The sequence below is a fragment of the Leucobacter sp. CX169 genome, assembly GCF_017161405.1.
Classification (GTDB): domain Bacteria; phylum Actinomycetota; class Actinomycetes; order Actinomycetales; family Microbacteriaceae; genus Cx-87.
On the sequence record NZ_CP071051.1, the window covers coordinates 54,036 to 75,588 of the forward strand.

Annotated in this window: 20 protein-coding genes; 8 read left to right on the forward strand and 12 right to left on the reverse strand. The window is 65.9% G+C overall.

Going from position 1 to position 21,553, the window contains the following annotated elements; translation table 11 throughout:
• Positions 1–114: 114 nt before the first annotated feature.
• Complete coding sequence (locus JW030_RS00285) at positions 115–1,353, reverse strand: YibE/F family protein (RefSeq protein ID WP_188045935.1); 1,239 nt, start codon at positions 1,351–1,353, stop codon at positions 115–117.
• A gap of 142 nt (positions 1,354–1,495) precedes the next feature.
• Positions 1,496–2,488, reverse strand: a complete 993-nt coding sequence (locus tag JW030_RS00290) for a LysR substrate-binding domain-containing protein (protein WP_188045934.1) — start codon at positions 2,486–2,488, stop codon at positions 1,496–1,498.
• 129 nt (positions 2,489–2,617) lie between these two features.
• On the opposite strand from JW030_RS00290, the gene JW030_RS00295 reads away from it, so the two are divergent.
• Genes JW030_RS00295 through JW030_RS00305 form a run of 3 tightly spaced genes read left to right on the forward strand, consistent with a single transcriptional unit; the run spans position 2,618 to position 5,874 of the window.
• Positions 2,618–3,997 (forward strand): MFS transporter, encoded by a 1,380-nt coding sequence (locus JW030_RS00295; RefSeq protein ID WP_241095478.1) that lies wholly within the window; start codon positions 2,618–2,620, stop codon positions 3,995–3,997.
• 39 nt (positions 3,998–4,036) lie between these two features.
• Positions 4,037–5,257, forward strand: coding sequence for an FAD-dependent monooxygenase (locus JW030_RS00300; RefSeq protein WP_188045932.1), 1,221 nt, complete (start codon positions 4,037–4,039; stop codon positions 5,255–5,257).
• The gene (locus JW030_RS00305) at positions 5,254–5,874 is read left to right on the forward strand and encodes an NADPH-dependent F420 reductase (RefSeq protein ID WP_188045931.1); all 621 of its coding nucleotides are present in this window, start codon (positions 5,254–5,256) and stop codon (positions 5,872–5,874) included. Before JW030_RS00300 ends, JW030_RS00305 begins: the two co-directional genes overlap by 4 nt.
• Positions 5,875–5,931: 57 nt before the next feature.
• Here JW030_RS00305 and JW030_RS00310 read toward each other — a convergent pair whose 3' ends face one another.
• Positions 5,932–6,912, reverse strand: a complete 981-nt coding sequence (locus tag JW030_RS00310) for an epimerase (RefSeq protein ID WP_188045930.1) — start codon at positions 6,910–6,912, stop codon at positions 5,932–5,934.
• Between the two features lie 9 nt (positions 6,913–6,921).
• On the reverse strand, positions 6,922–7,269 hold the full coding sequence (locus JW030_RS00315) for a helix-turn-helix transcriptional regulator (RefSeq protein WP_188045929.1): 348 nt from the start codon (positions 7,267–7,269) through the stop codon (positions 6,922–6,924).
• A 163-nt stretch (positions 7,270–7,432) separates the two neighbouring features.
• On the opposite strand from JW030_RS00315, the gene JW030_RS00320 reads away from it, so the two are divergent.
• Complete coding sequence (locus JW030_RS00320) at positions 7,433–8,563, forward strand: MFS transporter (RefSeq protein ID WP_241095479.1); 1,131 nt, start codon at positions 7,433–7,435, stop codon at positions 8,561–8,563.
• 6 nt (positions 8,564–8,569) lie between these two features.
• Here JW030_RS00320 and JW030_RS00325 read toward each other — a convergent pair whose 3' ends face one another.
• On the reverse strand, positions 8,570–9,379 hold the full coding sequence (locus JW030_RS00325; RefSeq protein ID WP_188045928.1) for a tyrosine-protein phosphatase: 810 nt from the start codon (positions 9,377–9,379) through the stop codon (positions 8,570–8,572).
• A 177-nt stretch (positions 9,380–9,556) separates the two neighbouring features.
• Between JW030_RS00325 and JW030_RS00330 the strand changes: the two genes are divergently transcribed.
• The gene (locus JW030_RS00330) at positions 9,557–10,243 is read left to right on the forward strand and encodes a hypothetical protein (protein WP_223159932.1); all 687 of its coding nucleotides are present in this window, start codon (positions 9,557–9,559) and stop codon (positions 10,241–10,243) included.
• A gap of 185 nt (positions 10,244–10,428) precedes the next feature.
• Here JW030_RS00330 and JW030_RS00335 read toward each other — a convergent pair whose 3' ends face one another.
• The 4 genes from JW030_RS00335 to JW030_RS00350 all read right to left on the reverse strand — a co-directional run bounded on the left by JW030_RS00335 (position 10,429) and on the right by JW030_RS00350 (position 13,290).
• The gene (locus tag JW030_RS00335) at positions 10,429–10,647 is read right to left on the reverse strand and encodes an SCO4848 family membrane protein (protein WP_188045927.1); all 219 of its coding nucleotides are present in this window, start codon (positions 10,645–10,647) and stop codon (positions 10,429–10,431) included.
• Positions 10,644–11,093, reverse strand: coding sequence for a MepB family protein (locus JW030_RS00340; RefSeq protein WP_241095480.1), 450 nt, complete (start codon positions 11,091–11,093; stop codon positions 10,644–10,646). The genes JW030_RS00335 and JW030_RS00340 overlap by 4 nt, the downstream gene beginning before the upstream one ends.
• A 17-nt stretch (positions 11,094–11,110) precedes the next feature.
• Positions 11,111–12,625, reverse strand: a complete 1,515-nt coding sequence (locus JW030_RS00345; protein WP_188045925.1) for an SDR family NAD(P)-dependent oxidoreductase — start codon at positions 12,623–12,625, stop codon at positions 11,111–11,113.
• An 80-nt stretch (positions 12,626–12,705) separates the two neighbouring features.
• Positions 12,706–13,290: a YdeI family protein gene (locus tag JW030_RS00350; RefSeq protein ID WP_188045924.1), complete on the reverse strand. Its 585-nt coding sequence runs from the start codon at positions 13,288–13,290 to the stop codon at positions 12,706–12,708.
• 107 nt (positions 13,291–13,397) lie between these two features.
• Here JW030_RS00350 and JW030_RS00355 point away from each other — a divergent pair, with 107 nt between their 5' ends.
• Positions 13,398–13,841, forward strand: a complete 444-nt coding sequence (locus JW030_RS00355) for a nuclear transport factor 2 family protein (RefSeq protein WP_188045923.1) — start codon at positions 13,398–13,400, stop codon at positions 13,839–13,841.
• A 3-nt stretch (positions 13,842–13,844) separates the two neighbouring features.
• Here JW030_RS00355 and JW030_RS00360 read toward each other — a convergent pair whose 3' ends face one another.
• The gene (locus JW030_RS00360) at positions 13,845–15,272 is read right to left on the reverse strand and encodes a diguanylate cyclase domain-containing protein (protein WP_188045922.1); all 1,428 of its coding nucleotides are present in this window, start codon (positions 15,270–15,272) and stop codon (positions 13,845–13,847) included.
• The gene (locus tag JW030_RS00365; RefSeq protein ID WP_206348592.1) at positions 15,269–16,105 is read right to left on the reverse strand and encodes an alpha/beta fold hydrolase; all 837 of its coding nucleotides are present in this window, start codon (positions 16,103–16,105) and stop codon (positions 15,269–15,271) included. The genes JW030_RS00360 and JW030_RS00365 overlap by 4 nt, the downstream gene beginning before the upstream one ends.
• A 100-nt stretch (positions 16,106–16,205) precedes the next feature.
• On the opposite strand from JW030_RS00365, the gene JW030_RS00370 reads away from it, so the two are divergent.
• On the forward strand, positions 16,206–17,015 hold the full coding sequence (locus JW030_RS00370) for an HAD-IIA family hydrolase (protein ID WP_188045921.1): 810 nt from the start codon (positions 16,206–16,208) through the stop codon (positions 17,013–17,015).
• A gap of 91 nt (positions 17,016–17,106) precedes the next feature.
• Here JW030_RS00370 and JW030_RS00375 read toward each other — a convergent pair whose 3' ends face one another.
• Positions 17,107–18,813, reverse strand: a complete 1,707-nt coding sequence (locus JW030_RS00375) for a hypothetical protein (RefSeq protein ID WP_188045920.1) — start codon at positions 18,811–18,813, stop codon at positions 17,107–17,109.
• Between the two features lie 401 nt (positions 18,814–19,214).
• On the opposite strand from JW030_RS00375, the gene JW030_RS00380 reads away from it, so the two are divergent.
• Positions 19,215–21,542, forward strand: a complete 2,328-nt coding sequence (locus JW030_RS00380; protein WP_188045919.1) for a bifunctional diguanylate cyclase/phosphodiesterase — start codon at positions 19,215–19,217, stop codon at positions 21,540–21,542.
• Positions 21,543–21,553: the final 11 nt, after the last annotated feature.

Genomic DNA, 21,553 nt, shown 5'->3' on the forward strand with positions numbered 1-21,553 from the left:
ACCGGGCCGCAATCGCGCGTAGGGCGTCACAGGAGCGCTCGCCCGTCGAGAAGAAACTGCCGAGTCTCGGATCGATTGCGTGGAACTGAGAGCCGCGGAAAGGAAAGCAGCTCGTTAGTGACCGTGACGCAGAGCCGCTGGCGGCGAATCGGCTTCGAGGTCTATGTGCGAAGGGGCCTTGCTGAAGAGCACTGAGAACGCTGTCGTCACCGGCATTGCGAGAACGAGCCCGGTCGCTCCGATGAGTGTACGGATGACCTCCTGCGCAATTTGTTCGCTCGTGATGAGCTCCAGAAGATCTCTGGGGTAGGTGTAGAGCAGCAAGAGCACGACAAGCATTGATCCGGTGTAGGCGAACACCAGCGTGTAAATACTCGATGCAATGTGATCTCTGCCCACTCGCATCGCCGAGGCGTAGATGCGGCGTTTGGAGAGATGGGGATTCAGTGCGCGCATCTCCCAGACGGCAGACGCTTGAGAGACGGTGATGTCGTTCAGCACCCCCAAGCCCGCAATCACAATGGTTGCGGTGAGGAGGTCACTCATCCTGAGACCGGGTATCGCGACCATGAGGATGGTGTCCTCCGTTGACCCGATCCCGGTGAATCTGAGCCATCTGGTCACCCACAGCCCGGCAACTGCAGTGAACAGAATCCCGAAGACGGAGCCGAACAACGCCGCAGTCGTGCGATGTGAGACGCCGTGCGCGAGGTACAGCACAACAATCATGATCCCTATGGATCCGACTGATGCAACGAGGACAGGTGGCTTGCCAGCCAGAATGGCCGGGAGCACAAAGGTGACGAGGAGCGCAATTGCGATTGCGACACCGACGAGTGAAAGCGCTCCTCGCCACCTACCCACGGCAATCACAATGGCCACGAATGCGAGCGCGACGAACACCATCGGAGCACCACGCGGGTAATCGTAAAACGCGTACGTCGGCTTCGCGTCCGGCATGGATTGCGGCGCGTACTCGACGAGCTTCACGGTGTCGCCCTCGTGAGGTGGGCGCTGGGCACTTTGCCGGTCATCAAGTGTGAACGTGACTGTCTCTCCGACGGGGAGGGTGGCGCGCACAACCGTGCACTCGGCACCACCTTCAGGTGCGGTCACTTCCGCCTGCGGCATTCCGTCGTCGGCGCAGGCGACTGGTTCTGAGGAGGAGACCCGGGCCGTGACGATAGTTCCCTCAGCGCCACTGGAATGCGCAGCCGGCGAGACCTGGCCAGATTGAGGCCACAGTAAGAGCATCGACGCGACTGTCGCCAGCAGGATGACCCCAACAATTGCCGAAAGAGTGACCGGGAGAATCCAACGGCGAGAGATGGAAACAGATTCAGCGTCGCTCATACAACCAATCTAATGAAGCTCGTTGCTCACCGCGGGCTGCTCGGTCTGCCAGCCGCAGATCGTCACGACTTCTTCGCGCGGGCGTTCCCGTCGCCGAGAATGACCTCGCCTCTGGCGACGACCCCCTACTGACGCTCGGCGATCAGCTCGATGATGCTGCGTTTGCGCGATCGAACGGCAGATCGGGCGTAACCGAGGCGCCTGCTCGACCAAAGCCGCCGAGCTTTTCCACCGCGAAATCGAGCAGCGCCGATGCGCGGGGCGTGAGGTTCATGTCCTCAGGCCAAATCCCCACCATGTGGGTGATCGTGACTGGTGGGTCGAGGGGTCGAATGACAAAGGGACGCCCCTCGGGGCCGGTCGAAAGCCGGTTGGGCCGTGACATCAGGAGACCGTAGCCGAGGCCCCGGCCCACGAGCGCCTCGACCAGTCCGATCTCGGACACGCTGACAGCGATCTTGGGTTCGAGACCGCGCGCAGCGAACGCGTCGATGACGTTGACCGTGCCGGGCGTCGCATAGAACTGGATGAACGGCTCGTCGGCAAGGTCCGAGAGATCAACGGTGTCAGCGGATGCGAGGGGATGCTCCGGATGCAGATGGACCTCGAGCTCGGTGGCGTAGATCTTGCGCCGGCGGTACCCGACCGGCAGAGACACGTCGAGTAGGAGGGCGACATCGAGGTGACCCGCCTCGAGGGCAGAAAGGAGCTCTTCATTCGTGCCCACCATGACCTCGAGCTGCACTCCCGGGTGGCGCTGGGGAAAGCCCTCGAGTAGCTCGGGCACCACGCTCGTGGCGAACGTCGAGTAGCAGCCGAGTTTCACCGGGCCCCGGAGCTCGTCTCCTTGTCCCATGCCGAGCAGCAGCTCTCGCGTGTCCGTGACAATCTGGCGGGCCTGCGCGGCGAATTGCTGGCCAGTCGGGGTGAGGGTGAGCCCACGCGCCTTGCGGCGCACGCACAATTGCTCGCCGACTGCACGTTCAATGGCGGTGACGGCCTGTGACAGCGCGGATTCCGAGATATGCAGATGGGCCGCGGCTGCACTGAGCGTGGTGAAATTCGGGAGCGCCGCGAACAGTTCAAGCTGCCTCAGACTCACGTCGGACACGGCCACCTCTTCTCGCGGAAACATCTTCAGTTTAGCCAAAGTACATCTTCATATTACTGTGATTTACATGTAGAGATGGGCCCCTCAGTATTGACACGAACAGCTTCCCAATCCCCGTGTGCTGGAGGGGCAACAATGACGTTAGGGACAACGATGACCGCTTCACTTTCCCCCGGGAAACCAAACTCTCAGCGCCGGATCGCCTTCGCGACAATCATCGGCACGACGATCGAGTGGTACGACTTCTTCATCTACGCGATGAGCGCGAGCCTCGTGTTCGCGCAGCTCTTCTTCCAGCCTGCGGGCGAAGAGATCGGGCTGCTGCTCTCATTTGCGACGGTCGGCATCTCGTTCCTGTTCCGCCCACTCGGAGCATTCCTCGCCGGACACTTCGGCGACATCATTGGACGGCGCGCAATGCTGGTCCTCACGCTCGTACTGATGGGTGTGGCGACGACGCTGATCGGCCTGCTGCCCACCTACTCGCAGATCGGCGTCACCGCACCGATCCTGCTGCTCTTCCTGCGCATCCTTCAGGGTCTCTCGGCCGGCGGCGAATGGGGCGGCGCGGTCCTCATGGCCGTTGAGCACGCCCCGGCGAACCGTCGCGGTCGCGCAGGATCCTGGCCGCAGCTTGGAGTCCCGCTCGGCTTCCTGCTCGCATCGGGCATGACGGCCCTAATGACCGGTGTCATCTCACCGGGTGAGGCCTACCTCGAGTGGGGATGGCGCGTGCCGTTCCTGCTCAGCGTCGTGCTCATTGTTGTCGGCTTCGTCGTGCGCCGTTCGGTCGACGAGAGCCCGGTGTTTGCGGAGATCGCCAAGCGCGGCAAGCAGGCCAGTGTTCCGATCGTGTCGCTTTTCAAAAGCCACTGGCACCTCGTGTTGCTTGCAGCACTCGTGTTCGCCGGGAACGGCACGCTCGGGTACATGACCACCGGCGGGTTCCTGAACAACTATGCGATCAACGTGCAGGGCTTGAACACTCCAGTAGTGCTGCTCGCCGCATCAGCCGCCGCGGTCGTGTGGTTCTTCTCGACCCTCCTTGCGGGGTACCTGTCCGATGTGATCGGGCGACGAAACACCTTCCTGGTCGGCTTCGCGTTGCAGGCGGCTATCGTCTTCCCGATCTTCTGGCTCGTCGACAACGGAGGGCTGCCCGGGCTCTACACGGCACTCATTCTCATCTCGTCCGCTCTCGGGCTCACCTATGGCCCGCTAGCGGCCTGGTACTCAGAGATTTTCCCCGCATCGGTGCGCTTCTCGGGTGTTTCGATCTCGTACGCGGTGGGCGCGATCCTCGGTGGGGCGTTCGCCCCCATGATCGCGCAGATGCTCCTCGAAGCCACAGGGACGACTGCCGCCGTCTCTGGGTACCTCCTCGCCGCATCCCTCGTCGGAGGCGCGGCGACACTGTGCCTGCGTGATCGCTCGGGCATCCCGCTCGGCCCCGATCACGAAGCGGAGCAGGCGAGCGGAGCCACGATGTTCTCCTCACCGGCGGTCGCCCGTGAGCTCGTCGAAAAGCGATAGGGAATCACCCGTGTTGCGTAGTCCAGGCAAGGAGAACTCATGGTGAGTCAGACCACCAGAATTGCAGTCATCGGCGGCGGGATGGGCGGGCTCACCGCAGCAATCGCGCTGACGCGGATCGCCGGTGTGCAGGTCACGGTGTTCGAGCAGGCGAGCAAGCTCGGCGAGGTGGGCGCGGGCGTGACCGTTGCACCGAATGCCGCGCGCGTTCTCGACACGCTCGGCGTCCTCGAGAAGATCAAGGAGCTGGGAGCCGTCCCCGACGGGCACGGGGTGTACCTGGACGCGATGGGCAAGATGGTCACGGACGCGGCATGGGAAGATTCGGCAAAGCAGTATCAGAACATCGGAATGTACCGGCCGGACCTCATCAATGCACTGGCGGAAGGAGTCGATCCTGAGTCGATCCGTCTCGGCCACCGGCTGACGTCCGTTCAGGCACTGGAATCGGGTGTTCGCGTCGAGTTCGAAAACGGGGTGCACGAGGAGTTCGACGCCGTGGTGGGGGCAGACGGCATCCACTCGGTGGTGCGGAAGGCCGTGGATCAGCACCCTGAGCCCGTGTACTCCGGATACATCGTCTATCGCGGGGTCATTGACGCGTCGCGTCTTCCCGAAGACTGGCCAATGATTAGCCAGGTGTGGATGGGCGACAACCGGCACTTCATGTGTTACCCGCTGCAGCAACGGAACCTCTTCAACTTTGTCGCAGGCATTCCGAGCGACCGGCCCCTCAACGGACCCTGGTCTGGCCCGGCGGAGGTGAGCGAACTCGCCGCGGAGTTTGCGGGCGACGGCTGGGACCCGAAGCTCCAACACTTCATCGGTCTCATTGACAAGACCTTCTGGTGGGGCCTCTTCGACCACGAACCCCTCACCAACTGGTCACGAGGGCCGATCGCCTTGCTGGGCGACGCGGCGCACACGATGCTGCCGCACCAGGGGCAGGGAGTGAACCAGGCGATCGAAGACAGCATGGCGCTCGCCACATTCCTGGCGGCCGCCGAGAACGTGTCCGACATCCCCGAGGCCTTCCGGCGCTACACCGCAGTCCGCATGCAGCGCACCGCGATTCTGCAGAATGGGTCTCGCAGATCTGGCGCAATGTTCGACGCGCAATACGAGTTTGCGGACCTCGCGAAGCGCGACGCTGATATTCGCGTCGGTCGGGACTTCCGCCGAAGCGCGGTGTTTGACTACGACGCGCAGAAGGTCGCAGAACAGGCGCTCAACCGATTCAGGAGGATCTCGGTCGCATGACAACGGTCAGCATTATTGGGAGCGGCAAGATGGGCGCCGCGATTGCAGAAGTCGCGGACCGTGCGGGAGCGGGTGTGCAAATCCTCAAGCGCAGTGCGACGAGCCCCTCCGCGGCCCGCTCGGGGTTCGAGTACAGCGTGATGGGGGACAAGCTCGCCGGCGATCTCGTAGTCCTTGCTGTCCCCAGCGCGGCCTACCCGAGCATTCTCGAGCACTATCGGGAGCAGCTCAGTAGCCGAGTGGTCATCGACATCAGCAATCCCATCGACTTCTCTACGTACGACGAGTTGAAGTCTCCGGCAGATTCCTCCACTGCCGCCGAGCTCGCCCAGATGCTTCCCGAGGGTGCATCGGTGGTGAAGGCGTTCAACGTCAATCTCGGCGATACACTCACCTCGGGCACGAACGGCACGACACCCACGACAGTCTTGTTCGCCGGCGACTACGCCGACGCGAAGATCGCGGTCGCGACACTGATCGAGGCGGCAGGAATGCGCGCTGTCGACGTCGGCCCGTTGACTCGCGCGAGGGAGCTCGAGGCGATGGGGTTTCTCCAGATCATCATGGCGGCGCTCGGGAAGACGCGCTACGAGTCAGGATTCACGCTGCTGGCGTAAGGCCTCGGATGCGTCGTCGACGCATGATGAAACCGGTGTCGGGGCCGGGTCCGTTGCCTAGGTGCCCTGGCTGACCACTGAGCGGAGTGCGGGCTCGAGCTCGGGCCAGACGAACTGATAGCCGCTTGCCCGCAGCACCTCCGGCTCGACCCAGCGACTCTTGAGCACGAGCTCCGGCTCGGTGCGCAGCAACCACATCGCCGGCTCAAGCATCCACCGAAACGCGGGCAGCCCGATCCTGCGGTGCACCACCCGGCGCATGGTGGCCATGAGCTCGGCGTTGTTGGAGACGCCGGGAGAGGCCAGGTTGACGGGGCCCGAGATCTCTTCGTGCTCGATGAGGTGATCGATGGCGCCGACCACGTCGTCGATGTGGATCCAGCTGAAGCGCTGCTTTCCGCGGGATCGGCGAGAGTGCGCTGCCTCCGCGGTGGGGGCCGGGCCGATGCCGCGGTAGCGACGGTGACCGAACCACCAGCCGTCGTGCTGCGGCCCACCCAAGCCGAGTCGGGCGAGGCGCAGCAGCATGCTGGTAGCGGGGCCATCGCCGAGAACGATCGACATTCTGAGGGCGACGCGACGAGTGTGCGGGAGGGGCGCCGCGAAGAACTCGTGCTCCCAGTTCCGGGCCACATCCACGGAGAAACCGGCGCCCAGCTCACCACGATCCTCGTTCATCGGCCGGTCCATCGAGTACCGGTAGATCGTCGAAGTACTGGCGTTCAGCCAGATCGCGGGCGGGTGCTCCGCCTGCTCGATTGCTGCGCCGAGGGTGGCCGTCGTGCTGAGGCGGGAGCGTAGGATCTCGTCGCGATTGCGGCGCGTGTAGCGGCAGTTGACGCTCTTTCCAGCGAGGTTGATGACGACCGCGGCTCCGTCGATCAGCCGGGTGATGGCCCCCTGGTCGTTCCAGCTGGCGTCCGGTCCGTGGCGGCCGACGCACCGGACCTCGAACCCGCGCTCGCTGAACTCTTCGACCATACGCTGCCCGATGAAACCGGATGCGCCGGTGATGACGACTCGGGGAGGTGGGGTCATGCCTTCAATCTAACGGCCCGACTCTGGCGCAACGCGGGAGTCGGACGCTGCGAAAAGGATGGCATCGAGCAGCCCGGGAAAGCGCGCGTCGAGCTCTTCCCTGCGCAAAGAAAGCCGTCGGCCCCGGCCGTTCGCGTCATTGCGAATGACGCCCGATTCCCGCAGCACCTTCATGAGGTGTGACTTCGTGGATTTCGGCATGCCCGGGTCGCTGAGCGTGCACTCGGCCATGTCGAGGGGCCCGCTGGATAGTTGACGGGCGATCGCGAGGCGTTCGGGGTCGCTCAGCGCGAAGAGCACGTGGTGCAACTCGATCTCTGCGGGGGCAGGGTGCATGAGCACCGTCGGGCTGGTCATGGTTCGAGAATAGTTGAACCACCCGTCAAGTGTCACTACACTCTAAAACTTGAGCAGTTCGAAAAACTTCGAACTTTAGGGCGAGCGGAGAACAGCGGTGGCGGCAAGGGCAGGCCTCGAAGCACAGGGCCGGAGCACGCGGTGGGGGTTCACCCTCTCGATCGTGTCCATCACCGCGATGATGGCGGGCGCGAGCGCGCCGTCCCCGTTCTACCCCGTGCTCGCTGAAGCGATCGGCTTCGACGCCGTCGCCATCACGATGATCTTTGCGATCTACGCGCTCACGTTGCTGCTCACCCTCTTGATTGCGGGGTCGCTGTCCGATCACATTGGACGGCGCCCGGTCGCGAGTGTGGGGCTCGTGCTCCTCGCTGCCAGCGTCTTCATCTTCTGGCACGCGGATACGGTCCCTCTGTTGGTGATCGCGCGAGTCGTGCAGGGGGTCGCGAGCGGGTTGCTGCTCTCCGCCGTATCGGCGGCGATCACCGACTTCGAACCGCCGTCGCGCCCAGGATCCGCCGCCGTTTGGAACGCCGTGGCCCCAATGGTCGGGCTGGGGCTCGGTGCGCTCGCGGCCGGCGTTGTCCTCGACCTTTTCAGCCACGCCCTGGCCGTTATTTTCGCGCCACTCGTCGTGCTGTACCTGGTCCTCGCGGTCCTCTTCTGGTTCATCCCTGAGACGGCCCCGCGTAAACCCGGCGCGATCCGCTCATTACGGTTCAAACTGACGGTTCCTGAATCGATGCGTGGGGACTTCTTGCGCGGGGCACCCGCAATCTTCGCCGGCTGGGCCACGGGCGGATTGTTCCTCTCGCTCGGCGCCAACATCGTCCACACCGAGCTGGGCGGACAGGCCCACGCCTGGCAGGGACTCTCTGTCGGCGTGCTTGCCGGTTCAGGAGCGGTCGCCGCGTTCCTTCTGCGCCGACGGTCAGCACGCACGATCTCGATCTACGGCACGGCCGCGCTCGCGGTCGGGACGGCGCTGTCACTGCTCGCCCTCGCTGCAGGATCCCTGCCCGCCTACCTCCTCGCCGTAGCGGTGACCGGGTCTGGTTTCGGCACCGCCTTCTTTGGGGTGGTCAGTTCGCTTGCGCCACACATCCCCGCGACCGAACGCGCAGATGTGTTCGCGGTGATCTTTCTGGTTTCCTACCTGGCATTCGGAATCCCGACCGTGATCGCCGGCGCCCTCGTGCCGGTGTTCGGCTTGACCGCGGTGACCTACGGGTATGGGGCGGTGGTGATCGTGCTCGCGGGTCTTGCGAGCCTGCTCAGGGTGCGACGACAGTAACGTCGGCTACCCCTGGCTCACGAGGGCGCGCCGCAGCTCATCGGACTCCGCGTCGGAGAGCCCTCCAGAGCCGAGGTACCCGCGGGCGTCCCCATGTTCGGTCGTGACCCAATCGAGGGCAGTCTCAATCGCCTCCGCGGGTGATTTCGTCGCGAGCGTCTCGAGGCGTGGGGTCAATGGCATCCCCATGCTGGTGATGAGGCCCTTCAGCTGCTGCGCGAATGGCCCTGCCAGGTTCGCCTCAGTCTTGGTGTAGTCGGTCACGATCCTGTCGCGCGCGACGCCGGCGACGGAGAGCAGGAGCGCCGCAGCGAGGCCCGTGCGATCCTTCCCCGCGGTGCAGTGGAACAGGACCCCCGGCCGCTCGGTCGGCGCCGCCGCGATGACTGCCCGCGCGAGCGCCACAAACTGCGCGGCGCTGTTCTCGAGGATCGAGGTGTACAGCTCGGGGAGCGTCGGTACTTGCTCCACCGCTGCCGCGAGCTGCTCGGGTGTCGGGCTCGCCGTTGCCCCGCTCGCGGGCAACAGGCGCTGCACCATCTCGTCCATTGCACCGCCCAGGACAGGAAGTGGGACGAACTCCACGCTGCCGTCCTCGGGCAACACGTCGGCGGCGCGTGCCCGCTCAGCGTCGGTACGCAGATCGATCACGGTGCCGATGCCGAGGTCAGCAAGGGCTTGGATCCCTGCCGGGGTGAGCGAGGCGAGCGCATCGGAGCGGAAGAGTACCGGCGCCACTCGGCCGCCGCCCTCAGTGGGGAGATTCGCGAGTCCACGCGAGTTGAAGGTGATCTGGATGACCGAGCTGAGCTCCATTGCTGCCTGCTTTCTGTCGCGGACGGTCAGTGTATCCACCGCGGGTGCGGGTTTGGCGGGTTGTGGGATGCGGGGCCCGGTTGATACGGGAGTGGTGATCCTGCCCTGTTTGGACCCGGTACGCGCCTCGCCGCGAAATCTTGCCATGATGGACGCAGGCGACCGGAAGGAGGTCCCGTGAGCAATTCAACGCCCCCGTCCGGTCAGGCGCGCACGGGCGAGCCCGGCCAGCGACGCAGGTTCACGCCGAGCCTGGCGCAGCAGTGCTGGGGTTTCATGATCGGTTCGGCGCTCTTCGCCGTTGGCACCGCCCCGGGGTTTCACGCGGTGGCCGGAACCCTGGCCACCAACTGGCTGTGCTTCATCGGCGCCTGGTTCTTCACGGCGGCCGGGCTGATCCAGCTCGCGCGGAGCACGCCCGCAACGGCACGGATCCCTGATTCTTCCGCGAGGCGCGTGCGCCCTGAATGGATGGCCGCGCTCACGCAGTCGCTGGGCACTATTGCGTTCAACGTGAGCACGACCGTGGCCCTCGTCGCGCACAACCTCCCCGCCGAGCTGCACTACGTTTGGTCGCCCGACGCGGGCGGCTCGGCCGCCTTCCTGCTGAGCGGGGTGCTGCTCGTGATCGCGGACTCCCGCGGCCGAGAACGCCGCTTCGACTTCCGCGATGCCGACTGGTGGTCGGCGCAGATCAACCTGCTGGGGTGCATCGCCTTCGGGTTCTCCGCCATCGGCGCGTTCCTGCTGCCCGGCGGGCAGGATCTCGACCCGACGCTCGCTGGCGCCGGCACGTTCATCGGCGCACTCTGCTTCCTCATCGCGTCGGCGGTCGTGCTGCCGCGACGCGCGGAACGGCGGTAGCTCGGGCACGCGACGGCCCGAGTGGTTTGATTCGCTCACTTGCCGGAGCGTTCTGAGTTCCCGGCGCCGGAAACCCGAGTTTTTCGCTCCGGGAACTACGAACGCGCAGGGAACTGGGGGAGGCTCGGGCGCGCGAGCGCTGGGCAGCGCGGGAGGATCCTGCTGGAGGGGTAGCGCGGGAGGCGCTAGCCGGCGACGAGCAGCCAGATACCCGCGATAGCCGAGGCCAGCCCAATGACGAGCGCGATACCGATCAGCCACGCGTGCACGGTGAAGAACTTCGTGGGCTTGCCGTGAGCGTCGAACGCGCGCTCGTCCGCCTTGATGCGCTTGAAGAACTGCGGCCACACAAGCGCGTTGTACGCGGCGTTGACGAGCAGGAGGACGGCGGCGAGAACGGTCATGGCTTCAGCCTATCCAGCGCGACAAAGAAGCCGATCTGCCACTGCTGCGTGCGCCTCGCTTGTGGGTTCGCGGCCGCGGCCCAGGGCGGGTAGACGCGGAAGCCGCGCTTGCCGCCGATCCCGCCCGCGGAGGCGATGCCGTGCTCGATCAGCGCACTCGCGGGGAAGACGAAGGCGCCGAAATTCGGGCCGTCTCGAACGGCGACAACCAGCGTTTCCACCGCGTCCTCGGCGGGGAAGGGCTCGGTGGAGCCATCGGCGGCCCGGCGCCACACCGTCACGAAGTGCCCGACCTTGGTGGGAGTGACCTTGCCCACGCGAAAGCGCACCGCGGACTCGGGCGTGCGCGCGATCGCGCCGCCGTGCGCCCGGTTGTCGGGCTCTGGCGAGAGGCGCGAGGGATCATGCCCGAGCGCGGCGCAGGCGCTGGCCACATCGGGATGCACGCCCGCGTCCGCGCCAGCTACCACTGGCTCGGCTTGTAGTCCTTCAGGAAGCAGCCGTACAGGTCTTCGCCGGCCTCGCCGCGGACGATCGGGTCGTACACGCGGGCCGCGCCGTCGACCAGGTCGAGCGGGGCGTGGAAGCCCTCCTCGGCCAGGCGCACCTTGGTGAAGTGCGGGCGCTCGTCCGTGATCCAGCCGGTGTCGACCGCGGTCATCAGGATCCCGTCGGTCTCGAACATCTCGCCCGCGCTCGTGCGCGTGAGCATATTCAGCGCCGCCTTCGCCATGTTGGTGTGGGGGTGCCCCGGGCCCTTATAGCGCCGTGCGAACTGCCCTTCCATCGCAGAGACGTTGACGATGTAGGTTCGATCAGCCTCGGCCGCGACCATCGAAGCGCGCAGGCGGCTGATGAGCAGGAACGGCGCGGTGGTGTTGCAGAGCTGCACCTCGAGCATCTCGAGCGGGTCCACATCCTGTACGTTCTGCACCCAGCTGTTGACGTGGTTCACGTCGGGCACGAGCCCGCCCGCGTCGATCGCGGTACCGTCGGCGTGCTTCGCGAGCGACGACGAACCCGGGGTCATCGCGATCTGCGAGAGGTCGTCGGCCGTGAGATTCGGGCCGTAGCCCTCGGCCACGGTGCCGGCGAGCGCGGCGACGGAGAGCAGCGGGTGCTGCTCGACCGAGGCCTGGAGGGCCTGCGGGTGCGGGTCATTCGTGTGGCCAAAGGTCTCGATCTCGGGCAGCGGGCCGTCCGGCAGCGGCTGCAGCTCGGCGTCGGCGAGCAGTGAGTACGACCCCGGCGAGCGCCGGACCGTCTGCGCCGCATTGTTGATGAGGATGTCGAGCGGGCCCTGGGCTGCGACCGAGTCGGCGAGGCCGATGACCTGAGCCGGGTCGCGCAGGTCGATGCCGACGATGCGCAGGCGGTGTAGCCAGTCGCCCGAGTCGGGCAGCGAGGCGAAGCGTCGGGCGGCGTCGCGCGGGAAGCGCGTCGTAATCGTCGTGTGGGCGCCGTCGCGCAGCAGGCGCAGCGCGATGTGCATGCCGATCTTGGCGCGGCCGCCGGTGAGCAGTGCGCGCTTGCCCGTGAGGTCGGCGCGGGCGTTCCGCTTCGCGTGGCTGAACCGTGCACACTCGGGGCACAGCTGGTGGTAGAACGCGTCGACCATCGTGTACGGCTGCTTGCAGATGTAGCAGTTGCGCGGCTTGATGAGCTCGCCCGCAATCGGGGCGTCGGTCGAGGACGCCAGGTCGAGGCCCCGCGTCTCGTCGTCGATGCGGTCGGGAGCGCCGGTCGCGGTGGCGGCGATCACGGCGCGGTCGGCGGTGGCGACGGCATCGCGGATCTCCGCTCGCCGCGACTTCTTCACGGCCTTGAACATCGAGGCGGTCGCGCGACGCACGGAAACAAAGTCCGGGTGCGTCTCGGGAAGCCGGTGCACCGCCCCGAGCACGCGCAGCGTGATTTCAAGTTCAGTGGGATCGATCCCGTCGCCGAAATCTGCAAGGTCGGTCGGGTTCTCGGTCATTGGGCCAATTCTACGTGCTGCGGACGTGGGCATTCCGTGTGCCCGATTTCGCCGACCTCAGGGGCTGGGCAGGATCCCGCCTACTGCGGGTAGGGGGTCTCGCCGCGGGCGAGTTGCTCGAGCGCACGTGCCAGGCGCCTCGCGCGGGTCTCGGGGGTGCGCGCCGTCGTCACCCGGTGCAGAATCGAATACCGGTTCTGGGAGTTCAACGACTCGAACGTCCGTCGGGCGGCGTCGTCCTGGGCGAGCGCGATCGTCAGGTCGCCAGGCACCTCCATGGTGGCCGAGCCGGCGTACGCGGCGTCCCACCTCCCGTCACTCTTCGCCCGCTCGATCTCGGCGATTCCGCTGGGGCGGATCCTGCCCTCGTCCGAAAGTCGCTGGATGTGCTCGATGTTGCGGGTGGACCAGAGGCTGTACTTCCGGCGAGGGGTGAAGCGGCGCATGAAGATTGACTCGTCGATGGACTTGATCTGCCCGTCGATCCACCCGCTGCAGAGCGCCTCGTCGAGTGCCTGTGCGTAGCTCAGCGAGGTCGGGGACGTGGTGCCCTTCTTAGCGAGCATGAGCCAGACGCCGTCCGAGACGCCCTCCTGCTCGTCGAGCCAGGCGCGCCAGGCGTGGACGTCGGCGACAACGAGCGGGGCGATATCTGGCGTGCTCATGGATTGAAGGTACCGGTTCGCGGGGCGACGCTGCGCTTGCCCCCACAAGCAAGCGCTCGGTACTGTCGGGAGCGAGTGTCACTGGCGACACCGGCGAGGAGCATGTCATGGAGTTTTCGGCAGACGGCTGGCAGACGCTGATGGACGAGCGGGCGATCAGCGGGCGCATCATTGAGTTTGCCCGATGCGTCGACGAACGGGACTTCGAAGGGTACGCACGCACCTTTGCCGCCGATGGCGAGCTCGTCACGCCCTGGGGTGGGCACGCGGGCCGAGCGGGGCTCGCCGCTCACGTGCGTGCGGGGCTCGAACGCTACGTCGCCACGCAGCACGTGAGCGCGAATCACGAGATCACCGTCCAAGGCGATCGCGCTACCGCGCGCTCGACGCTGCTTGCGACCCATGTGCGCGATGCCGCGGGGACCGACTTTTGGACCACCGGCGGTCACTACGAGCTCGAACTCGTCCGCGTGGACGGAGTCTGGCTGTTCTCGAGGATCTCGCTGCACCCCGCGTGGAGATTCGATACGCGCACTGCCGCCGCACGGTAGCGATTAGTCCGTGCTCGGCCCCGTCCAGTGGTGCAGCGTCACCGCGTCCTTGCCGCGTCGCTTTGCCGAATACATGGCATTGTCGGCCGCGTCAATGAGTTCCTCGGCGGTCGGCGGGCGCTCACCGGCGCGCGGCAGCCAGGTCATGACGCCGATGCTGCTGGAGAGATGGGCGCCCGCCGCCGTATCGCCGAGCGGTTGCCGGATCGCCCGCTGAGCTCGCGTGGCGAACTCGCGCGCCGCCGCCTCGTCCACGCCCTTCAGCGCGATGACGAACTCGTCCCCGCCGAAGCGGGACACGATGTCTTCGGCGCGGCAGAGGCCGCGAAGTCGGCCGGCGATCACGCGGAGTGCCGCGTCGCCAGCTGCGTGCCCGAGCACGTCGTTGATCGCTTTGAACCCGTCGAGGTCGATGAAGAAGGTGGAGCAGGGCTCACCCGTGCGCGCGGCCTCGGAGAGCTGTTGCGCCAGGTTCTCGGCCAAGAGGCGGCGGTTGGGCAGTCCCGTGAGGACGTCGTGCAGCGCCTGGTGCCGGATCTGATCCTGCAGGTGCAGGTGCTCGATGACCCGCTCCGCCTGCGCTGCGAGCGCGTGCAGCGTTTCCACCTCGTCGTCGTTGAACGGGGTGGGCCGGCGATACGCGCAGATGATTTCACCAAGCGTCGTGACATCGTCGGCTCCCAGGCGAGAAATGGGGACGATGAGGAGCGCTTCGACCCCCCTCGAAGCCAGGGAATCAGCGAGTTCGGGGAATCGAGAGCGCATCTCGGACCCGTCCCGGCAGGCGACTGGCTCCGAGCCCTGCGAAACGAGCGAAGCGGCGATATCCGTAGCGAGTGAACCGTACCGGCTTTCACGAAGGTCACTCGACGGGCTCACAATGCGCACCGAGGTCCAGTCGGTCAGGCTCGCGCGCCCGGCCATTTCAACGAGAATCGCGCCCAGATCGTCGATTCCCTGTGCGAGTGCAAGTTGGCTTGTGGCGTCTTGCAGCAACGTGAGTCGTTCGTGGGCCTCGTCCGCCGCACGCCGCGCCTCAACCAGTTCGCGCTCGAACGAGATTCGTGCGGAGGCATCGATGACGGCAACGTAGATGAGTTGCGATCCGTCCGGGGCGGTGGACAGGTTGGCGCTCGCAAGCAGGGGGATTCGAACGCCGAGGTCATTACAGACCTCGAGAATGACGTCCTGCACGCGTCCGTTGTCGAGGAGTCGGGGCATGACCTGAGACTCGTAGAGCAGGCGTGATGCCGGGGTGAGCCACTCGACGAGATTGCGCCCGCGGAGCGAGTGTTCTTTGTCCGGGGCGCCCATCCACATCCGCATCCGTTCGTTGTGGGCGAGCACCTCGCCGTTCAGCGTCACGGCGAGCAGCGCGACCGGACTGTGCTCGATGAGCCGGATCTGCTCGGAGAGCTCGTCTTCCGTCACAGCACGGCCCGAATTTCGGCCGAGATGAGATCCGGTTCGGTGAGGTGGACGAAGTGACCGGCGCTGTCGAGCCGGACGAGCTCGCTCTGTGGCAGGCGGGCGGCGAGGTAGTCCCCGATGTGCGGAGGGCAGATGATGTCCCCGCTGGACTGCAGGATCCTGCTGGGGGTGGGAACCTCTGCAAGTCGGTGGCGGACGTCGCTCAAGAACACCACCCGCGCAAACTGGATCGCTACCCGTTGCAGGGTGGTCGCGAAGAGCTGCTCGACCCGGCCCGTGACGTCGGGTCGGTCAGCGCGCGCTGTCACGGCAGGCGCCATGGATGCGGCCCAGCTGGGCTGGTTGATCTCGATTCCCGTGATGAGGCCCAGCACATCGTCGTGGCTGAAGCCACCGACGTAATCGTCATCGTCGACGTACCGCGGCGAGGGGCAGACCATCACCAGGTGCCGGAACAGATCGGGGCGCCGGAGCGACGCCAGCGCGCCGATCATGCCGCTGACCGAGTGGCCCACAAAGACGACGTCGGACAGGCCTGCCGCCTCGATCACTTCGATCAGGTCATCGGCGTAGCCATCGAGCGAGTTGTAGCGTTGCTCGTCGTAGGCGCTGAGATCTGATCGGCCGGACCCGACATAGTCGAAGAGGAGTACCTGGTGGGTCTCGGCGAACGTCTCGGCGATCGGGAGCCAGGTCGACTGGTCGGTGCCGTAGCCGTGTCCGAACACGATCGCCGGCGCTTCGGCAGGGCCCCAGTGAGCGACCGCGTTTCTTAGAAGTACGCCGTCCTTCGACAGCGTCGTGGCGAAACGGTGCGTGGTGCCCTGGGTCACACAGACCTCCATGATCATGCGTTTTGGCCGAGACTACTCCACTTCCGAGGCGGCGAGATCACGCAACCCGCCATTCACTCCGCGACGGTACGCTGGGGCCATGAGCGACCCACAGGCTGCAAACCGTCGAGGCAAGATCGAATGCTGGCTGACCGACATGGACGGGGTGCTGGTACGCGAGAATAAGGCCATTCCGGGGGCGGCCGAGCTGATCCAGCACTGGCGTGACACGGAGCAGCCTTACCTGGTGCTCACCAACAACTCGATCTTCACTGCTCGCGACCTCAGCGCCAGGCTTGCAGAGTCGGGCCTTGAGGTGCCCGAGGACCGGATCTGGACGAGCGCGCTCGCGACCGCCGCCTTCCTCAAGCAGCAGAAGCCCGGGGGAACGGCATTCGTGCTCGGCGAGGCCGGGATCCTGACCGCCCTGCACAGCGCCGGGTTCGTGATGACCGAGAAGAACCCCGACTTTGTTGTGGTGGGCGAGACGCGCAACTACTCGTTCGAAGCGATTACGAAGGCGATTCGTTTGATCGCGGGTGGCGCGCGCTTCATCTCGACGAACCCGGATGCGACCGGCCCGAGCCCAGAGGGCCCGCTGCCCGCGACCGGCGCGATCAACGCGCTCATCACGAAAGCCACGGGCAAGGAGCCCTACATCGTGGGCAAGCCGAACCCCATGATGTTCCGCTCGGCGCTGAATCAGATCGGCGCGCACTCGCACAACACCGCCATGATCGGCGACCGCATGGACACCGACATCATCGCCGGAATGGAAGCGGGCTTGCACACGATCCTGGTGATGACTGGCATCGCCGACCGGGAGTCGATCGAGCAGTTCCCGTTCCGCCCCGACGAGATTCTTGGCTCGGTCGCGGCGCTGTTGCCGGCTGGTACGCCCGGAGACTAGGGCTGTTCGATGCCCCGAGCGTCACGATGCCCCGGCCGGAGCGGCCGAGGCATCGTCTGGGGAAGGGCGAGGGGTGCTCGCCCCGGAGCCACTAACCGCGCGACCGGGCCGCCCGCCTCACGCCTGCGGCGGTGAGGAGGCTTCCGCCGGCGAGCAGCAGGATCGCTGCCGCCAGGTTCGGGCCCTCACCGTCGACGCCCGTGGACACGAGCATCGGCGGCTTGGGCGAGGAGGTGGTGACGACCGGCGGCGTCTTGACCGCGCACTGCGGGTTCACCGTGAAGGCCTGCATGTCCATCACTGGATCTTCCGAGTCGCTCGAGACTTCCGCGACGAAATCTCCCGGTCCGTTGACGGCCTGTTCGAACTCCATCGTCTCCGCGGTGGCGGTGAACGGTGTCGATTCGGCGAGGCCCATCGGGCCGTTCAGGAGCAGCGTGTAATCGTCGCCGACCACCAGCGAGCCGATCGTGACGAGCACGGTGCTCGGCACGACTCCGTTCGGGCCGGTGCACTGCACGATGTCCACGTTCACCACGGGGACGGGGACGAGCTCCTCGCAATCATTGCGCAGCAGCATCTGGCCGTGTTCGTCCCAGTTCTGGCCGAGGAACTCGACGGGCGATTCGCCGTCAAAGTAGCTGAACGGCGGGATGATGTCGTCCGGGTGCACCCAGGCGTGACCATCGAGGATCTCGCCCTTGGGGAGGGTGAGGAACTCGTAGTACAGGAAGTCAGCGAACGAAGTGAACTTCGCCACCTCCGGGTAGTCGGTCACTGCGTGGCAGAACGAGACGTTGTCGCGAGGGTCGGGGCCTTCGCACTGGGTGAACGAGAACCAGGCCGAATCGCTCAGCTGTTCGGGTCCGTAGACCGTCACCGTGTAGGCGCCGAGCCCGTTCACGGGGACGTCAAGCATCGCTGTCATGCCTTCGGCCACGAAATCAACCGAATCGCTCCAGCCGTCCCGTGAGATTTCCACGGAGTAGTTGGATCCGACCATGAGGTCTTCGAGCGACACCGCGATCATCGTCGGAACCGGCTGGCCCACGGGCACACACACCGGCGGGGTAACGCTGATCACCGGGTCCATGGGCTCGGGGTCCGGGAGGTTGCAACCGTTGTTGTAGATCGCCTGGCCTCCCTCGTCCCAGTTCTGGCCCGGGAAGTGCGCATTTTGTCCATCTTCGTTGTAATCGAAGGGAGGAATGATGTCCTCGCCGTTCTGGTGATCCATCCCCGCATGCCCATCAACCGTGCCATTCGCGTTGGGCCGGTTGACAACAAAGGGATTGTTCTCGGAACCGGTGGCGTGACAGATCTTGATCTTGTTGTGGGGGTTGTCGTCCCCACCCGTCTTGGCAGTGTCGGTCGCCACACGGGCGGATGCCGGGGGTGTCGATTCCGGGGTTTCGGTGGCGGTCGCTGCTGCGGGCTCTGGCTCGACTGCATCGACTGAGTCAGTGGGCGGCACGACGTCCTCGGCGGGAGGGGTCACGACCTCGGGCGGAGGTGTGACCTCAGCGGGCTCGACAGGAGGAGGCACGACTTCGACTGGTGCGGGTGCCGCTTCGGCAGGCGCCGGTGCCGGCGGCTCGGGCGCGACGACTTCGGCGACCGGTGCCGGTGCGGCGGCCGGTTCGACGACGACGGGCGTGGGAGCCGAATCGTCTGCGAACGCGGTCAGTGCCCCCGGCCCCAGGGTGAGTGCTGTTGCCGCGATCAATGCGACGAAGGTGCGGCCGTGACGCGAACGGTGCCCCGCATCACTGCGAGCGCGCCGCGTAGATATGCTCATGTGCTTCATCCGTTCTCATGCGGGTGCGACGCGTGAGAACAGGCCCCAGGTCGCACGACAATGGGTCAACCTGCCCGGAGCGTAGGATTCTGCGGGGCTCGGGGCATCGGTAGGGATTACGTAGGAGACCTCCCCACTCGACATCGTTCGCACTGGCGTCGTCTCGCGGATGGCGCTCACGGCGTATCGTCACGGAGAGGGGCTCGCTCTTGTCCGAGGGGGAGTCCGTCATCAGGATTGGTTGCCTGTCGGGAAGGCAGTGCACAAAGCTGTCCCACTCGCCCGCGGCAGTGCGTCACGGAACGAAATCGGGCGCCGGGCATGTCATGATTAACACGATCTTGGTGCTGTACCGCGCGTAGTGAACGTCGCGTGGGCACACCGCGACAGGGGTGGGGGCCGTGTTCAGACGCATTGACGCGACGAATCGGGGCGTCCTCTTTACCGCGCCCTTCGCCCTCTTCGCCCTGTGCGCGGTCGGCCTGGGTGTCTACTGGCTGAGCGGCTCGACGCCGCACTCCTGGGTCCTCGTGATCACGGTCATCGTGAGCGTCATTATCTGTGGCCCGTTCCGGATACAGGTCGGCCGTGTCCCGGGGCTGCCGCCGGTCGGGGTCGCGATCATCATGCTCGCGATACAACCCACCAATGAATCCCCGCAATACAGCGTGTGTATTTGGGCGATCGGGCGCGTGATCTCAGAGCTGATCCTGCGCCGCAATATCCTCCAGGCCCTCTACCTGGCGGGCGTCAGCACCGCCGCCGCGTTCGTCTTCGTCGGGATTCACGCGAGCCTTGAGGCCCGCGGCGTCTGGTCGATCGTCAGTTTCCTCGCCGCGGCCGCGGCCTACTACCTCATCGTGCTGCTGGTCGAGTTCGTCCGGCTGCGGGGCCGCTGGGCGCTCGACCACAGTTTCGGGCTCTCCGCGCTCAGCCCGCTCCGACTGGGGGGTGTCATTCTCCTTGCCGGGAGTTCGGCCGCGCTCATCAATTTCGTCGACTCCACCGTGATCCCGTGGCTCGAACAGGATCCCGAAGCGACGCGCTCCCCGTTTGTCTGGGTGCTCTCGGCCCTGTTCTTCTACGTGCTCGCGCAGCGCGCGCGGTACGACGACATCGAACGTCGGCTGGGCGCGGTCGTGGAAGCGGCGGTCGAGCTGCCGGGCGAGACCGAGGGCGGCCTCGCTGGGGCGTTGCGGCGCCGGGTGCAGTCCATCGTCCAGGCGAGCAGCGTCGAGCTCCGCGGCCGGGCGCCCGAGCGGCACGAGATCGGCGCAGCCGTAAAGCTCGAGTCGGGCGTCGAGCAGTTCTTGATCGCTTCGCGAAAGTTGGGAGGGGTGCCCTTCGCGCGGGAGGACCAGCACGCGCTCGCCACCCTCGCCCAGATGGCAAGCCAGACCGCGCGGATTCAGCACGAGGTCAACACGCTTGAGCGGCGGGCGAACAGCGACCCGCTGACGAACCTGCCCAACTACGGAGCATTCCAACTGGCGCTGGTCGAGGCGAACGAGCACCGCCCGTACCACGAGGGCATTGCCCTGCTCTTCATCGACCTCGACAACTTCAAGAAGCTCAACGACAGCCTGGGGCACCACGCGGGCGACGAGCTGCTGCGGGCGGTCGCCGACCGACTGCAGAGTACGGCCGGGGGCGGGGACTTCGTCGCGCGCGTCGGAGGCGACGAATTCGTCGTGATCCTCACCGGGCTCGTGTCGATCGAGCAGGCGAAGGAAGCCGCTGACCGGATCATCCGGGCAATCAGTGCGCCGCTCGCGCTCGCCGGACAGGACATGGTGCCGGTCGTCAGCGCCGGACTCGCGTTCTCGAGTCACCGCGAGCTCGACGCGCAGACCCTGGTCATGGACGCCGACCGCACGATGCTGCAGGTGAAGCGCTCGCGGCGCCAAGGTGGATCGGCGGAGGTGAGCACCTTCAGCATCGCCTCGCACCGCTCGACCCGCACCAACGACATTGTCGCGCGTGCGATCAACGAGGATCGGCTCATGCTCGCGTTCCAGCCGATCGTCAGCCTCGACGAGGGCAAGATCTGGGCCTTCGAGGCGCTCGTGCGGTACGTCGATCCGGAGCTTGGCCCCATCACGCCGCCGTCGCTCGTGGCGCGGGCCAAGAGCCTCGGCCTCATGAATCTCCTGACCAAGCAGGTCATCACGAAGGCGTTGAACGCCGCCGAGGAGTTTTATCGCCTTGAGCCGAGCATCACCTGCATGACCGTAAACCTCGAGCTGCGCCAGATCAGCGAAGACGAACTGGGGCCGTTCATTCGGGAGGCCGCTCGTGCCCACCCGAACATCTCCCTGTGTATTGAGCTCAACGAGCGCTCACAACGATCTGTCACAGACGAGCTGCGGCGCGATGCGGAGATCATGCAGGCTGCCGGAGTCATGATCGCGCTCGACGACTACGGCTCCGACGACTCGTCGGTCGGCGCCCTGATCCGGTTCCCGATGGACATCCTGAAGATCGACAAGAGCCTCATCGACAATCTTGAGGACCAGCGTCAGCGCGAGGTCATCAAGGCGCTGCAGGGCTTCGGTGACAACCTGAACTACGCGATGGTGGTGGAGGGCATCGAGACGCAAGAGATGGTCGACGTGATGGTCGAGCTCGGTGTACGCAGCGCGCAGGGCTACTTCTACGGCAGGCCGATATCGCTCGCGCGCACCACCGATCGTCTGCGACGCTGGGGCACGCAGGCGCTCGCCGAGTAGGCGCTGCAGCG